Source organism: Bacillus sp. KNSH39 (genome assembly GCF_052656585.1).
The window spans coordinates 2774180-2788971 of the sequence record NZ_JBQXYO010000001.1; the positions used below are offsets into that span (position 1 = coordinate 2774180).

Genomic DNA, 14792 nt, shown 5'->3' on the forward strand with positions numbered 1-14792 from the left:
CACTCCTCCATTTCACTGTATCATATTCTATGAAACTGAAAGACCAGTAAATACAGGCATTCTGGGAGATGTTTTCCAATAAAAAAAGAGCCGCTTTACTGCGGCTCTTTTTTAATCATTATTCACCTTTATATGCTTCCATATAAATTTCTTTCAGTTCTGAAATAAGCGGCAACTTTGGATTAGCAGTTGTACATTGATCTTCAAAAGCTCTTTCTGCTAATACTCCAACAACCTCTTCAAATTGCTCTTTATCTACTCCTTGTCCTGCAATACTCATATTAATATTTAAGCTTTTTCCAAGCTCAATAATTGCTTTGACGAGTGATTCCACCCCTTCTGCTGCCGAGCTTGCTGGAAGCCCGAGCATTCTCGCTATATGTGCATATCTTTCATCTGCCACAAAGTGCTCATATTTTGAGAACAATGCGTGTTTTCTTGGCTTAATAGCATTATAGCGGACTACATGCGGCATTAGAATGGCATTTGCGCGTCCGTGCGGAATATGGAATTCTGGTCCAATTTTATGTGCTAAGCTGTGATTAATACCGAGGAAAGCATTTGCAAATGCCATACCTGCAATTGCAGAAGCGTTATGCATTTTTTCTCTTGCTTCTTCATCATTTCCATCTTTATATGCTCTCGGTAAATATTTGAATACGAGATCAATAGCTTTTAATGCTAATCCATCTGTATAGTCATTTGCCATAACAGACACATACGCCTCAATTGCATGTGTTAAAACATCCATACCAGTATCTGCTGTTACATGTGGTGGTACTGTCATTACAAATTGCGGATCAACAATTGCTACATCTGGTGTTAATTCATAATCTGCAAGCGGATACTTTATATTATTTTTCTTATCTGTAATAACCGCAAATGGTGTCACTTCTGATCCCGTTCCTGATGTCGTTGGAATCGCAACAAACTGCGCCTTATTTCCTAATTCCGGATATTTACATGTACGTTTTCTTATATCTAAAAACTTCTGTTTAATGCCATAGAATGTCGTTTCTGGATGCTCATAGAATAACCACATTCCTTTTGCTGCATCCATAGCTGAACCACCACCAAGTGCGATAATTACATCTGGCTTAAAGCTTCTCATCATTTCCGCACCTTTAAAAACAGTTTCATCTGATGGATCTGGTTCGACCTCAAAGAAAACTTCAACTTTCACATCATTTGCATGCTTGTTTAAATAGTGCGCGACTGTATCGACATAGCCATGTTCAACCATTCCAGGGTCCGTTACAATAAATGCACGTGAAATGTTAGGCATATTTGCTAAATAAGCTGTAGCATGTTTTTCAAAATAAATTTTTGGTGGCAATTTGAACCACTGCATATTCTTTTTTCTATTTGCCAGCCTTTTTATATTTAATAAATGAGTGGCTGTTACATTTTGGGAAACTGAATTCTTTCCGTATGAACCACAACCAAGTGTAAGTGATGGAATAAATCCATTATATATATCCCCTATTCCACCTTGTGATGAAGGTGCATTTACAATGAGACGGCAAGCTTTCATACGTAACCCAAATTGCTTTTGCACATCTTTATTTGTAGAATGGATAACTGCTGAATGTCCTAAACCACCTAGGTTCAACATTTCTTCGCAATATGTAAATCCTTCTTCTAATGAATTCGCCTTCACACAAGCTAATACTGGACTCAGTTTCTCACGAGATAACGGATATGCTGCTCCGATACCTTGAATTTCAGCTACAAGCATTTTTGTATGTTCAGGAACAGTAATCCCAACTAAATCGGCAATATACTGTGCTGATTTCCCTACAATATCACTATTTACTGCACATGTATTTTCATTTATAACAAGCTTTTCTAATTTTTTTCTTTCTTCTTCTGTTACAAAATAACAATTGTTTTCAATCATTTCTGTTTTAACATCATCATAGATTTCTTTATCGACAATGATTGCTTGTTCCGATGCACAAATCATACCATTATCAAATGTTTTCGATAAAATTAAATCATTCACAGCTCGTTTTACATGTGCTGATTTTTCTATATAACACGGTACATTACCAGGACCAACGCCTAACGCTGGTTTTCCAGTAGAGTAAGCTGATTTAACCATACCAGCGCCTCCAGTTGCTAGAACGAGTGCTACACCATCATGGTTCATTAATTGTTTCGTCGCTTCAACAGACGGTCTTTCAATCCATTGAATACAGTGTTTTGGTGCACCAGCTTTCATCGCTGCATCATATACTGTTTTCGCCGCTGCCACAGAACATTTTTGTGCGGAAGGATGAAATGCGAAAATAATTGGATTTCTTGTTTTTATCGCAATTAACGCTTTAAACATTGTTGTCGACGTTGGATTCGTTACTGGCGTTACCCCAGCTACCACACCGACAGGTTCCGCGATTTCTATTACTTCTTCATGAGAATCTTCGTGAATAATTCCTACCGTTTTATCTTGCTTTATACTATGCCAAATATATTCAGTGGCAAAAATATTTTTAATGCATTTGTCTTCATATACACCACGGCCGGTTTCTTCAACTGCCAATTTTGCTAGCGGCATATGTTGATCAACACCTGCTAATGCCATTTCATGAACAATGTTGTCAATTTCCTCTTGTGTAAAACTTTCTAATGCTTGTAAAGCTTGTTGACCATTATTTACTAGCGTATCAATCATCTTTTTTACTTCCTGCATTTCATTTACAACTTTCTCTTTGACTACCATGTAAATTTCCTCCTATTCTACTATTACGGTCCTTATATGTCCCTATGGGGCAAAATAAGTCCCAATTAACATAAAAAAATAGAGATGCTTTCCTACATGAATTTAATTGTTTGTGAAATTTTTCACAAGTTTGTTCGTGAGTAACATTTCCTGAATTCAATATACATGAAATCATTTCGTTTGTGTATGTCTATTTTGTGAAATGTTTCACAAAATGATGTAATAAAAAAACACACTGCTAATATAGAGCAGTGCATTTTTTTATTATGCTAACGCTTTTGCTAAATCTTCAATTAAATCTTCACCATCTTCAATACCGACAGAAATACGAATTAATGTATCTGTAATTCCTAATTCTTTGCGGCGATCAGCTGGGATTGATGCATGTGTCATTTGAGATGGAATAGAAATTAAACTTTCTACTGCTCCTAAACTTTCAGCAAGTGTAAAGTACTGCAATTTCTCAAGTACTTTATTTAATGTCTCTTCACTATCTACATCAAATGAGATAATAGCACCAAATCCATTTGCTTGTTCTGTTGCTAATTCGTGGTTTTGATGTGATTCAAGACCTGGGTAATATACTTTATTTACTTTTGGATGATTATTTAAGAACTCAGCAATAGCGCGTGAATTCGTTTCATGTTCTTCCATACGAATTCCTAACGTTTTTAAACCACGAAGTAGTAAGAAGCTATCTTGTGGCCCAAGAATACCGCCTGTTGAGTTTTGTACAAAGTGAAGATCTTCTGCTAGTTGTGGGCTATTTACAACTACTAGACCTGCAACTACGTCACTATGACCTCCTAAATATTTCGTTGCACTATGAAGCACAATATCTGCTCCTAAAGAAATCGGCGACTGCCAATATGGCGTCATGAATGTGTTATCGATAATTGTTAATAAGTCTTTCTCTTTAGCAAGAGTAGATATTTTCTTAATATCAGTAATTTTTAGTAGTGGGTTCGTTGGTGTTTCTACATAAATTGCTTTCGTATTTGGACGAATCGCTTCTTCAACTTCCTCTAAGTTTGTTGTATCTACAAATGTATGCTCAATACCGAAACGGTTTAATACTTTCGTAATAACGCGGTATGTTCCGCCATACACATCATCTGTTAAAATAACGTGGTCACCTTTTGAGAACAACATAATTGTCGCTGTAATAGCAGCCATTCCTGAACCAAATGCAAATCCAGCATGCCCATTTTCTAATACAGCAATCATTTCTTCTAAAGCTGCACGTGTTGGGTTACCTGTACGTGAATATTCATATCCTTGATGCTTACCAACTGCTTCTTGTTTGTACGTACTTGTTTGATAAATCGGTACGTTTACAGATCCAGTTGAAGGTTCTCCTATGCGAATACCATGAATTAACTTTGTCTTTGCTCTCATTTTTTATTCCCATCCTTTGTATATGTCTTTACTTAAATAGCGCTCACTGCTATCTGGAAAAATGGTTACAATATTTGTACCTGGTGCTGCCTTCTCTGCCTCAAGTAAGCTCGCATGAAATGCTGCTCCTGAAGAGCTTCCAACGAGAAGTCCTTCTTTTTGCGCTAATTCTTTCACTCGTAAAAATGCATTTCGATCAGAAATCGTATGAATTTCATCAAAATAAGATGTCTTCAAAAATGGGGGGATAAATTCCAGTCCAATTCCTTCGGTCTCATGTGAACCAGCCTTACCACCATTTAAAATAGATCCTTCTGGCTCTACGATAACTGTTTTAATATCTATATTTTTTTCTTTCAAGTAAGATGCAGTCCCCATAAACGTACCGCCAGTTCCTGCTCCAGCAACAAATATGTTAATCTCTCCATTCAATGCGTCCCACAGTTCAGGTCCTAATGTTTTAAAATATGCACGAGGATTTGCCTCATTTGCGAACTGACTTGGAGAGTATGAATTCGGTATTTCATTTACTAATTCTTTTGCTTTTGCAATTGCACCGGTCATTCCTTGCTCAGTCGGTGTATGCACGACAGTTGCACCTAGTGCTTTCATTAATTCTTGTTTTTCAATACTAAATTTCTCTGGTACACAAACAATAACACGTAAATCATGTTCTAATGCTGCAAGTGCCAGTCCAATACCAGTATTCCCAGCAGTCGGTTCAATAATTGTTCCACCTTGGGTAACAAGCCCTTTTTCTAGCGCATCTTCGATTAATTCTCTTCCTAAACGATCCTTAACGCTTCCGCCTGGGTTATAAAATTCAAGCTTTGCAAATAAGCGGACCCCTTTCGGAAGTGAAAAACGAGTAATTTCTACAATTGGTGTATGACCAATTAACTCATGAACTCCACGATATACATTCATCGTGTTCTCCCCCTTGTTTGCCAATAAAGAAAAGGCAACTGTATGTATTTTCTTTATATGAGACAGTTGCCTTTTTGTTACATTACTTTAACTCTTCTAACACTTTTACGATAAAGTTTGTAGAATGAAGAGCTGCTTGATCTAAAAACTGATCAAATGAAACATTTGATTCTTTACCAGCAATATCAGAAAGTGCGCGAATGATAACAAACGGAACTTCATATTGGTGGCATACTTGTGCGACAGCTGCTGCTTCCATTTCTACCGCATAAAGATTTTCAAATTTATCACGGATGGCTGCAACGCGGTTCGGATCACTCATAAATGAATCGCCTGTTGCAATCATGCCTTTTACAACTTGAATATTTTCTTCAGTTTGCATACATTTCTCAGCTAATGCAACTAACGCCTCATCAGCTTTAAATCCAGGCGGCATTCCTGGTACTTGACCATATTCATAGTTAAATGCTGTTACATCTACGTCATGGTGACGAACTTCAGTGGAAATAACTACATCACCAACGTTTAGAGAATGATGGAATCCACCAGCTGAACCAGTATTAATTACTTTTTCAGGCTTATATTTTTCTAATAAAATTGTCGTTGACATCGCTGCATTTACTTTACCAATACCAGACTTTAACAAGATTACTTCATGTCCTGCTAATAGTCCTTTCGTAAATTCACAACCAGCAACCGTTTCTGTTTCTGCTTGTTCTAATTTGTCACGTAAAATACGTACTTCTTCTTCCATTGCTCCAATTACAGCAATTCTCAATCTAATCCCTCTTTCTATTGCTTAGTTGCCTCCATTACCCAAACGAAATGATTTAATCTCGTAAACGTTACATGGAAGCCATTGTTTTCAAAAATAGTCTGCATAACTGGAATACGTGTATAGTATTCCGTTTGCAAATCGTTTGCTAACTGGTGAAAACCTCTTTGTTTTGCTGTTTCAACAGTCTTATCATATGCATCTTGATCTGCAAATATCGTATCAGCAAACACTATTTTACCACCTTTGTTTAGCAATTGACTATACTTCGCAACCGCTACATTTTTTTCATCATCTGTTAAATGATGAAATGCATAGGTGCTTACAATGGTATCAATTGAATTTGGGACTTCAAACGAAAGAAAATCACCTTCTGTAATCGAAAATTCTTTTGGCAATTTCTCTTTTGCAATCATACGCATTTCACGCGACGGTTCTATACCGTAAACTGTGCGGCCAGCAAGTAATAATTTATTTGTTAAATTACCTGTACCGACACCAAATTCTAATACATTACCAAATGACTTGTTAACTACATCCTCTAGAATATCCTCATAATGGGCGAAAACTTCTTTATATTGTATATCCTCGCCTTGTACGAATGAGTCGTACGTATGAGCCCACTCATCAAATAAACCATTAAATTCTGTGCCCATAAAAATTCCCCTTTTTCTTATCGGTTTTATCAGTATGATATTCCCTCTTTCTAAAAATGTCAATTGAAATGTACATGGTATTTCCTTCTTTTCTTTGTTACACTATAGTTGATTACATAGGAGAGGGGCCGTCTTCATGTCATTTACCTTTGAAATGTTAGAAGATAAAGTAGAATTTTTTGAAGCGGGAGACTTAGCTTCTTTAGAACGAAAAATTAGTGAACAAATCGATAATAATAAAGCACTTATGCTTGAAGTTCATCACATCTCTCATCAAATGGTTATGGATCCTGAAAGCAAAAGACCGTATTATAGCGCGGTTGTTCATTTTAAATTAAAGAAATTGCGTTAACAAAAAAGAGAAGCTCCTAAGGAGCTTCTCTTTTTTAGTTTAGAGTTTGAACAAGTACTGGTTTCCAGCCCTCATTGTCTACCCAATCAATATTTACGTAATATCTTTTCCCACTTTGCTTATCTTGAACATCACCATAAGCTTTGCTCTTTCCAGTTTTGTCTCTTCCAACAAAATGGAATACTAATTGCTCTTTCGGTATCTCAACACCTGCAGCAATTGCACTTTGCATCTCATTCCAATCTGATGACCCTTGTTTAAACGTCATCGCCGGTGATGAACCTTGTTCTGTTCCTACAGCTTTCCAAGAAGGTTTTGTGTAAGCCTCTTTTGCCTTAGATACAGTTTTTTCAGCTGATACTTTCTCGTTAGCTTTCGCTTCTTCTTCAGCTTTTTTCTGTTCTTCTTCAGCCTTTAGCTTCTCTTCTTCAGCTTTTTTCTTAGCTTCTGCTTGCTCTTGTTCTTTTTCTTTTTTCTTAGCAGATTCTTTATCTTCTGATTTTCCAGCTTTCTCATTCTTTGTTGTTTGTTGAGAGACTTTCTTATCAGTAGAAGATGCTTGCTCTTTCGTACTAGGAACGAACAATTGATATGCTACAATAGCTACTAATAGTAATACAATAGCGATTGCAATATTTAAAACACCGTTTTGACGACGTTTTTGTTGTTTCTGTTGGAATCTTGATCCTCCTGCCATTCTCCAAACCTCCATGCAGTTTTTCCTAATTGCTATTGTAACATTAAATCTAGAAAGGTTGAACATTTACAATGATATTTTCATGAAATGAAGACATTTCACTATAAATTGCAAGATTACTTTTCATTCTCTAATTGATAGATTGCTCCCACCATATCTTTAAAAGTAGGTGTAACTTTATTCACTTTGCTATCAGTCTCTAGATCAACAACAACTAAAGCATATCTTGGATTCTCATACGGAAAATAACCTGCAAACCAGCGATTCACCCTCGTCCCTTTCCCCGTTTGCGCTGTCCCGGATTTTCCAGCGACACTTAGTGGCAACGAACGGAATGCCGTTCCTGTTCCTTTCTCCCTTGTTACAACGCCTCTTAATAACTCTTGTAATGTTTTCACTGTTTCATACGAAAGCTGTTTTCCATTTAACGTATGGCTCTCAAATGTAAAAAAATCCGCTCCATTTTTATATACTATTTTTTCAACAGCTTTCACTTCCATCTTTTCTCCATTCCTCGCAATCGTCGCCATCATATTTGCAATTGCTAGAGGTGATATACGTACATCTTTCTGTCCAATCGCTGTTTGTTCTACCGCTTTTTTATTACTTTTATTTTCTTCATTCCCCCAAATAGTAGTGCCTTTCTCTTCTGGCATTTGCTCAAAATGAGGTGTATGAAATACAGAACCTTTCCATCCAACCTTTTCATTTGCTCCTAGAGCTGCTACGTATGTTTCTAACACCGTCCTATCCTTTTGTAATAGCTCGTTACCTAACTCGGAAAATGTCCTGTTACAGCTCCTAGCAAAGCTCTCTTTAAAGTTAAGCGTACCCATCCTAACTTGCGGGTCGTTTTCACCATATAAATCTTTATTACAGTTAAATGTCCGATTAAACAAATTTACTTTTTGATCAATGACTGCAGCTGCAACTACTGTTTTAAAAACAGAGCCTGGAAAATGTGGCGTTAACATTTGATTTTCAAGTGTAGTTTTATATAAATTCTCATCCCTTACTTGTAAAGACGGCTTACTAACCATCGCTAATATTTCATTTGTCTTTACATCAAGTAATACTAATCCCCCCTTCTTTATTTCGTTTGCTTCAATCACTTCTTCTGCTTTTTGCTGCAACTCTTTATGTAAAGTAGTTTGAATCCTAACTGGATAAAATGGATTTCCTGGTGAAGTGTATTTCGCTTGCTTTCCGAAAATTGGTTCTCCTTGCCGATCTACTTGATATAATACTTTTGCCTCTCCATCAGTCAATAGAAATTCATCAAATGATTGCTGTAATCCTGAAATACCTATCGGCGTTTGTTTTGAAATTTTTTTCAATTCTCCATATCGCTTTTGAAATTCCCTTTCGTTCTCCCCTACATCACCAATTAAATGACTTATCTCTCCAGTTTGTTTTAATCGCACTTCAGCTGCTACAATACCTAATACATGTAATTCATTTACCTTCTCCATCTGCTCTCGTGTCACTCGAAATGGAGCAGTTTCTCCTTGTAGGGTAAATGCATTTTTGTTATTTTTCATTTGTCTTCTAATCTCTTGTCTCGACACACCAATGATATGCGCGATTTTCTCTAACATGTCATTTTTTATTTGTAAAAATGGAAAAATAATTAAAACAGGATATTTTTCCTCACCTATTTCTTTACCATTACGATCTATAAACTGCCCACGTCCATCGTCTACTGTAATGGATTGTGTGCGTTGCGTAACACTTTTTTCAATTAAATTTATTTTGCGATCAGTAAATGATTCTGTATCTATAATTTGAATTTGGATTAAACGACAAAGCAATAAAAACATAACGCTCATAAAACAAATTAAAACAATTGTAATTCTCCGTTTTATTTTCATAAAAAACACCTCGTCTATTGTAGTTTAGACGAGGTACTATTTTATTTATACAAGCTCCAAAACAAAAATAGATATTATATAAAGCTATTATTGTTTTTTTGGCTTCTCTAAAAATTTCGTAAGAAGCGATTTAAATTCAGTTTCATTCACTCCAGTGTTTTTAGCAACTTCAATTACAGTAGTTGTTACATTAGCCGCTACTTTTAAATAGTCCTTACTGAAATTATCCATTTCATTTCTTTTTTCTTTTGCATTCTCAACTGTTACAGAATCAATACAAGTAATCATCTTATCTACAATATGTAAATAATTATTTTGTGCATCTATTATTTTTTGAACGTCATCTTTATTACTTACTTTCGATTGTTTTAAATATGTATATGCTTGATTCACTTCATCTTTTAAAATTTTATCATTATTTTTCGCCTGTTCTTGTAACATATTCTTCATATCATCTATTGTTTTTTGATCCATCGAATCTCGCAATAAATAATCTGGATTCCCAATCGCATAATCGTACTTAATCGTTACATCTTGAAATATTTTCATCACAATAGCTAATTGATACGCTACATCAAAATCATTGAATTCCTTTTTATCTTGTGGATTTGCTAAGGCTTTTGAACTCTCAGTTGCTTTTGAACTCTCAGTTGCTTTAATATCCTGTTTTTCTTCTTGCTTCACTTTTTCTCCCTTTGATGATGTAGTTTCCTCTTTCGTTCCGCAGGCAGCAAGTCCTAATATAGAGATACTACAAACCAACCCTGTAAAGATTTTATGTTTCATAATTAGCCCCTTTTCCCTTTTGAAACCTATATTCTCCAATTATGATATCAAAGTTTAAAATGTTTTTTTGACATTTTTTGTCGAATCACTCTAAGGTTTACACAATTTTTTCTATTCTACAGATAAAGTGAAACTTTAATTAGCCCTCACCAAGCGGGCGTTTACGAGCAGTCCGACGCCCACCTAACTTCTTTACTTCCGCTGAAGTTTGAGATAGTGGTCTTACTGCCTGGCAAATAGCGGGATAAAAAAAAGATTCTCCCGATAGGAGAATCTTTTTTTTTATTTTACAGAGACAATCTCTACTTGCATTTCTCCGCCTGGTGTTTGGATTGTTACTTTCTCACCAATTTGCTTACCTAATAAGCTTTTTGCGATTGGAGAATCGTTAGAAATTCTTCCTTCAAATGGGTCAGCTTCCGCGCTACCTACGATTGTGTACGCTTCTTCATCTCCATTTGGTAATTCTTTAAATGTTACTGTTTTACCTAATGTAACAACAGTAGATACTTCGCCAGTATCTTTAATGATAACTGCGTTACGAATCATATTTTCTAATTGTGTAATACGTCCTTCTACGAACGCTTGCTCATCTTTCGCTGCATCGTACTCAGAGTTCTCAGAAAGGTCCCCGAAGCTACGTGCGATTTTAATACGTTCTACTACTTCTTTACGTCTTACTGTTTTTAATTGCTCAAGTTCGTTCTCTAGTTTTTGCTTACCCTCTTGCGTCATAGGGTATGTTTTTTCTGTTGACATATTTTCCACTCCTTTTATATACCAATCCCCCGAAAAAAAGAGGAGTTCCATATGAAAACTCCTCCGCTTCCATTGTTAGCGGAGGTTTCTAGTACCCTTGCACTAGCGGAGTTGTCACATACAACCCCGTATTTCCAATTCTTCTTTATATAAAGAAGATATGTATGGAAAGTTGATATAAATATGCCCTCACCTATATATAGATGAGGTTGCATGTTTCATTGTATTCGATAGGAAGGGAAAAAATCCCTTCCTACCGTATATCTTTTACTATGCTATTACAAATTTACTTTTTGTTCAAGAATTGTTGCAATTTTTGTCACCATAATATCAATTGCAACGTGGTTTTGTCCACCTTCAGGGATAATAATATCCGCAAATTTCTTAGAAGGCTCAATAAATTGATTGTGCATTGGACGTACAACATTTACGTACTGATCAATAACTGAATCCATCGTACGACCGCGCTCTTTAATATCACGCTGCATGCGACGCAGAATACGAAGGTCAGCATCCGTATCAACGAATAATTTAATGTCCATTAACTCGCAAAGACGTGGGTCTTCTAAAATAAGAATTCCTTCTAAAATAATTACATCTTTCGGCTCAACTGGAATAATTTCTTCTGAACGCGTATGCAATGTATAGTCATATACAGGCTTATCAATTTGCTCATATGCAAGCAACTGCTGCAAATGTTCAATTAACAGATCATTATCAAACGCAAGCGGATGATCATAATTTGTTTTTAAACGCTCTTCCATTGGTAAATGGCTTTGATCTTTGTAATAATAATCTTGCTCTAAGATTAAAATAGAATGACCTTTAAAATGGTCAAAAATCGCTTTCGTTACACTCGTTTTACCTGATCCCGAACCACCAGCAATTCCAATTACAACAGGCTTATTCGTCCCCATTCGACTATCACTCTTTCTTATTGAAGTATGCTTTTGCGCATCATATTATTCACATACACTCGTTGATCCACTTTGAATTTCACGATTTGCAACGGATGTCTCGCTGCATCTAATTCGTTTCCATCCTCATCCCAAATTTTCTCCACCGTTTGCGTAAAGTTTTCTATTTCTGGTCCAAAGAACTCCACTTCATGTCCTGGTTTGAAATGATTACGTTGCTCAATCGTTACGATGCCCGTTTCTTCATTATAATCTAACACTAAACCAGCAAAATCATACGTTGTTTTCTTACTATGATTTCCAAACATTTGCTCTTGATGTCCTGGAACCCCTTCAAAGAATGCAGGAGCTGTATCACGATTTGCACATTTATCAAGCTCATCTAACCATTCTTGTTTAAACTCAAAGTTATCTGGATCCGCACAATAAGCATCAATTACTTTACGATATACAGTTGCTACAGTCGCTACGTAATGGATTGATTTCATACGTCCTTCTACCTTTAAGCTATCGATTCCGATTTCAATCATTTTCGGAATTGATAAAATTAAATTTAAATCTTTTGGACTCATCGCAAAGTGAGCATCTCCTTCTTGGAATAGAGGAAGCTCTTTTGCATCTTTATGTTGTGATACTGTTTGAACTAAATCATAATCCCAGCGGCAAGATTGGCAACAACCACCACGATTAGAATCACGCGCTGTCATATGGTTACTTAATGTGCATCTTCCTGAATATGCGATACACATTGCACCATGTACGAATGCTTCAATTTCAATATCCACTTTTTCTTTAATTTCTTTCATTTCTTCATAGCTTGCTTCACGAGCTAATACAAGACGATGTAAACCTTCTTCTTTCCAATACTGTGCTGCTTTCCAGTTGGATAGTGATTGCTGTGTGCTTAAATGCACCTCAACAGAAGGCGCTACGCGTTTACAAGTCTCAATGATAAGCGGATCAGCAACGATAATTCCCGTTACGCCAGCTTTTTCAATCCCTTTTAAATATTCCTCTAGCCCGTCCATATTTTCATTATGTGCAAAGATATTTGTTGTTACGTATATTTTTGCTCCATACTTCTTTGCAAACTCAACGCCTTCTGCCATTTCTTCTAGCGTAAAGTTACCTGCATTCGAACGAAGACCAAATTCTTGTCCACCTAAATATACAGCATCTGCCCCGTAATGGATAGCTACTTTTAATTTTTCTAAGTTACCCGCAGGGATTAACAGTTCAGGTTTCTTCACAATAACACGTTTGCCATCGATCACTCGTGAAATTTCTTGTACAGTCATTTCCTACACCCTCCTCGTTTAGTAAACCGTTTCTTTAAAGAAGAATCCTGTATCTAACGGACGATTTACTGGTTGCATTTCTTCTATTTCTTTATATAGATCATCTTTCACGTCATAATATGCATCACGATCTTCTACGCATAAATCAATCGCTTGACGATATTTCTTCGTTACTTCAATAATGTATTCAGAGCTTTTTAGTACACCGTCGATTTTTAAGCTATCAACTTCAGCTTCGATTAGTTCCTCTAATTCATCGATGAAACAAATATCGTTCGGACTCATAATGTGAGTACCATTTTCATCTTCATAAATTGGATATTTATTGTTACGCTCTGGGTCATATAAGAACATATTCTCTTCATATTTTTTCTTTTCAATGTCAAGATTACGTCCTTGATACTCAAAGTAGTTTCCTACTAATGAACGCTTCGATTGGAACATACAAGTCATACCGTGAATTTGTACTTCTAGTTCCACTTCAGCATTTTCTTTTAAATCAACAATTTCATCTAAGCTCAGCTCACGAGCTAATACAGCGCGCTTCGCTCCTCTTTGTCCCCAGTAGTTACAAGTGAACCAGTTTGTTGCTGTCGTTTCTGTATTCCAGTGCAACTGCATATTTGGTGCTACTTCGCGAACAGCCATTAATACCGCTGGATCTCCGAAAACAATTGCATCTACATTTACTTCGTTTAAAAATGAAACGTAATCTGTTAATTCTTCTACTTTATCGTTGTGGAACATAGCGTTCATGGCTACGTATACTTTCACACCATTTTCATGTGCAATCTTCACAGTTTGTTTTACATCTTCACGTGAAAACTCCCCTGCTAAACGTAAACCAAACTTTTGCTCACCGATCATTACCGCATCTGCTCCTGCTTTCGCAAGAGGTTCGATATCCGCCACCGCTCTTGGCGTTACTAACAATTCAGGTTTCTTCATACCTTGGTCACCCTCTCTTTTTACTAACAGCTACTCCATCACCAATTGGGAAAATCGTTGTATCATATCCTTCATGATTCATAAGCCACTCATTGTACGTCTTAATACGACGGATTAAACCACGTGTACGTCTGTTTTCAATTTTCTCTTTTGTCGTTACAAGACCGTGGTACATAACATTATCTGAAATAATTACTCCACCAGGATTTAATAACGGTTCATATAAGTCAAAAAAGCGACGATACTGTCCTTTTGCTGCATCAATAAAAATAACGTCAAATGTCCCGTGTTCTTTTACTTGTTCACCTGTCTCTAACGCATCACCGTAAATAACTGAAATACGATCTGTTACTGGGGAACGTTCTATATATTCAAGTGCTTTTTCATATCTCTCACGATTGCGCTCAACTGTCACAATACGTGAATTTGGAATAGCTTGCATCATACGAATACTAGAATAACCGATTGCTGTTCCAAGTTCTAAAATGCTTTTCGGTCCAATTAAACGTAAAAATTGCAGCATAAATTCCATTCCAAGTCGATCCATAATTGGCACATGATTTTCTGTTGCATATTCTTCCATTTCAAGAATTAATTTATCTTTCGGATCAATAAATGATAATAGGTACTCGTTAACTGCATCCTCCATAAATGGTCCTCCTTATTTACATGGAGAAGTGCCTCTA

The 14792-nt window shown here is 36.3% G+C and carries 14 protein-coding genes; 1 reads left to right on the forward strand and 13 read right to left on the reverse strand.

Annotated elements, in window-relative coordinates; translation table 11 throughout:
• Nucleotides 1-118 precede the first annotated feature (118 nt).
• The 5 genes from adhE to ACUL40_RS14200 form a co-directional block, all read right to left on the reverse strand.
• Nucleotides 119-2722: a bifunctional acetaldehyde-CoA/alcohol dehydrogenase gene (gene adhE / locus ACUL40_RS14180; RefSeq protein ID WP_139020225.1), complete on the reverse strand. Its 2604-nt coding sequence runs from the start codon at nt 2720-2722 to the stop codon at nt 119-121.
• A gap of 264 nt (nt 2723-2986) precedes the next feature.
• Nucleotides 2987-4120 carry a bifunctional cystathionine gamma-lyase/homocysteine desulfhydrase gene (locus ACUL40_RS14185; protein ID WP_139020226.1) on the reverse strand — a complete coding sequence of 378 codons (1134 nt, stop codon included), beginning with the start codon at nt 4118-4120 and terminating at the stop codon, nt 2987-2989.
• Between the two features lie 3 nt (nt 4121-4123).
• Nucleotides 4124-5047 (reverse strand): O-acetylserine dependent cystathionine beta-synthase, encoded by a 924-nt coding sequence (locus ACUL40_RS14190; RefSeq protein ID WP_001103877.1) that lies wholly within the window; start codon nt 5045-5047, stop codon nt 4124-4126.
• Between the two features lie 82 nt (nt 5048-5129).
• Nucleotides 5130-5825, reverse strand: coding sequence for a 5'-methylthioadenosine/S-adenosylhomocysteine nucleosidase (gene mtnN / locus ACUL40_RS14195; RefSeq protein WP_001217027.1), 696 nt, complete (start codon nt 5823-5825; stop codon nt 5130-5132).
• A gap of 14 nt (nt 5826-5839) precedes the next feature.
• Complete coding sequence (locus ACUL40_RS14200; RefSeq protein ID WP_000536323.1) at nt 5840-6478, reverse strand: class I SAM-dependent DNA methyltransferase; 639 nt, start codon at nt 6476-6478, stop codon at nt 5840-5842.
• Between the two features lie 136 nt (nt 6479-6614).
• Here ACUL40_RS14200 and ACUL40_RS14205 point away from each other — a divergent pair, with 136 nt between their 5' ends.
• The gene (locus tag ACUL40_RS14205) at nt 6615-6830 is read left to right on the forward strand and encodes a YrzA family protein (protein ID WP_000010984.1); all 216 of its coding nucleotides are present in this window, start codon (nt 6615-6617) and stop codon (nt 6828-6830) included.
• Between the two features lie 34 nt (nt 6831-6864).
• Here ACUL40_RS14205 and ACUL40_RS14210 read toward each other — a convergent pair whose 3' ends face one another.
• The 8 genes from ACUL40_RS14210 to ACUL40_RS14245 form a co-directional block, all read right to left on the reverse strand.
• On the reverse strand, nt 6865-7527 hold the full coding sequence (locus tag ACUL40_RS14210; RefSeq protein ID WP_000897098.1) for a YrrS family protein: 663 nt from the start codon (nt 7525-7527) through the stop codon (nt 6865-6867).
• Between the two features lie 116 nt (nt 7528-7643).
• Nucleotides 7644-9398: a peptidoglycan D,D-transpeptidase FtsI family protein gene (locus ACUL40_RS14215; protein ID WP_000695148.1), complete on the reverse strand. Its 1755-nt coding sequence runs from the start codon at nt 9396-9398 to the stop codon at nt 7644-7646.
• 87 nt (nt 9399-9485) lie between these two features.
• Nucleotides 9486-10184: a hypothetical protein gene (locus ACUL40_RS14220; RefSeq protein WP_000680872.1), complete on the reverse strand. Its 699-nt coding sequence runs from the start codon at nt 10182-10184 to the stop codon at nt 9486-9488.
• 282 nt (nt 10185-10466) lie between these two features.
• On the reverse strand, nt 10467-10943 hold the full coding sequence (greA, locus tag ACUL40_RS14225; protein WP_000102591.1) for a transcription elongation factor GreA: 477 nt from the start codon (nt 10941-10943) through the stop codon (nt 10467-10469).
• A 278-nt stretch (nt 10944-11221) separates the two neighbouring features.
• Nucleotides 11222-11860 (reverse strand): uridine kinase, encoded by a 639-nt coding sequence (gene udk / locus ACUL40_RS14230; RefSeq protein WP_000537078.1) that lies wholly within the window; start codon nt 11858-11860, stop codon nt 11222-11224.
• Nucleotides 11861-11877: 17 nt separating this feature from the next.
• Nucleotides 11878-13158, reverse strand: coding sequence for a peptidase U32 family protein (locus ACUL40_RS14235; RefSeq protein WP_000217974.1), 1281 nt, complete (start codon nt 13156-13158; stop codon nt 11878-11880).
• Between the two features lie 18 nt (nt 13159-13176).
• The gene (locus tag ACUL40_RS14240; protein WP_000742801.1) at nt 13177-14106 is read right to left on the reverse strand and encodes a peptidase U32 family protein; all 930 of its coding nucleotides are present in this window, start codon (nt 14104-14106) and stop codon (nt 13177-13179) included.
• Between the two features lie 7 nt (nt 14107-14113).
• Nucleotides 14114-14755: an O-methyltransferase gene (locus tag ACUL40_RS14245; protein WP_000389102.1), complete on the reverse strand. Its 642-nt coding sequence runs from the start codon at nt 14753-14755 to the stop codon at nt 14114-14116.
• Between the last annotated feature and the right edge of the window lie 37 nt (nt 14756-14792).

Bases quoted from the DNA above. Each gene is read 5' to 3' on its own strand.
- adhE (WP_139020225.1), bottom strand. From the start codon at position 2,722: ATGGTAGTCAAAGAGAAAGTTGTAAATGAAATGCAGGAAGTAAAAAAG.
- ACUL40_RS14185 (WP_139020226.1), bottom strand. From the start codon at position 4,120: ATGAGAGCAAAGACAAAGTTAATTCATGGTATTCGCATAGGAGAACCT.
- ACUL40_RS14190 (WP_001103877.1), bottom strand. From the start codon at position 5,047: ATGAATGTATATCGTGGAGTTCATGAGTTAATTGGTCATACACCAATT.
- ACUL40_RS14200 (WP_000536323.1), bottom strand. From the start codon at position 6,478: ATGGGCACAGAATTTAATGGTTTATTTGATGAGTGGGCTCATACGTAC.
- ACUL40_RS14205 (WP_000010984.1), top strand. From the start codon at position 6,615: ATGTCATTTACCTTTGAAATGTTAGAAGATAAAGTAGAATTTTTTGAA.
- ACUL40_RS14210 (WP_000897098.1), bottom strand. From the start codon at position 7,527: ATGGCAGGAGGATCAAGATTCCAACAGAAACAACAAAAACGTCGTCAA.
- ACUL40_RS14215 (WP_000695148.1), bottom strand. From the start codon at position 9,398: ATGAAAATAAAACGGAGAATTACAATTGTTTTAATTTGTTTTATGAGC.
- ACUL40_RS14220 (WP_000680872.1), bottom strand. From the start codon at position 10,184: ATGAAACATAAAATCTTTACAGGGTTGGTTTGTAGTATCTCTATATTA.
- greA (WP_000102591.1), bottom strand. From the start codon at position 10,943: ATGTCAACAGAAAAAACATACCCTATGACGCAAGAGGGTAAGCAAAAA.
- udk (WP_000537078.1), bottom strand. From the start codon at position 11,860: ATGGGGACGAATAAGCCTGTTGTAATTGGAATTGCTGGTGGTTCGGGA.
- ACUL40_RS14235 (WP_000217974.1), bottom strand. From the start codon at position 13,158: ATGACTGTACAAGAAATTTCACGAGTGATCGATGGCAAACGTGTTATT.
- ACUL40_RS14240 (WP_000742801.1), bottom strand. From the start codon at position 14,106: ATGAAGAAACCTGAATTGTTAGTAACGCCAAGAGCGGTGGCGGATATC.
- ACUL40_RS14245 (WP_000389102.1), bottom strand. From the start codon at position 14,755: ATGGAGGATGCAGTTAACGAGTACCTATTATCATTTATTGATCCGAAA.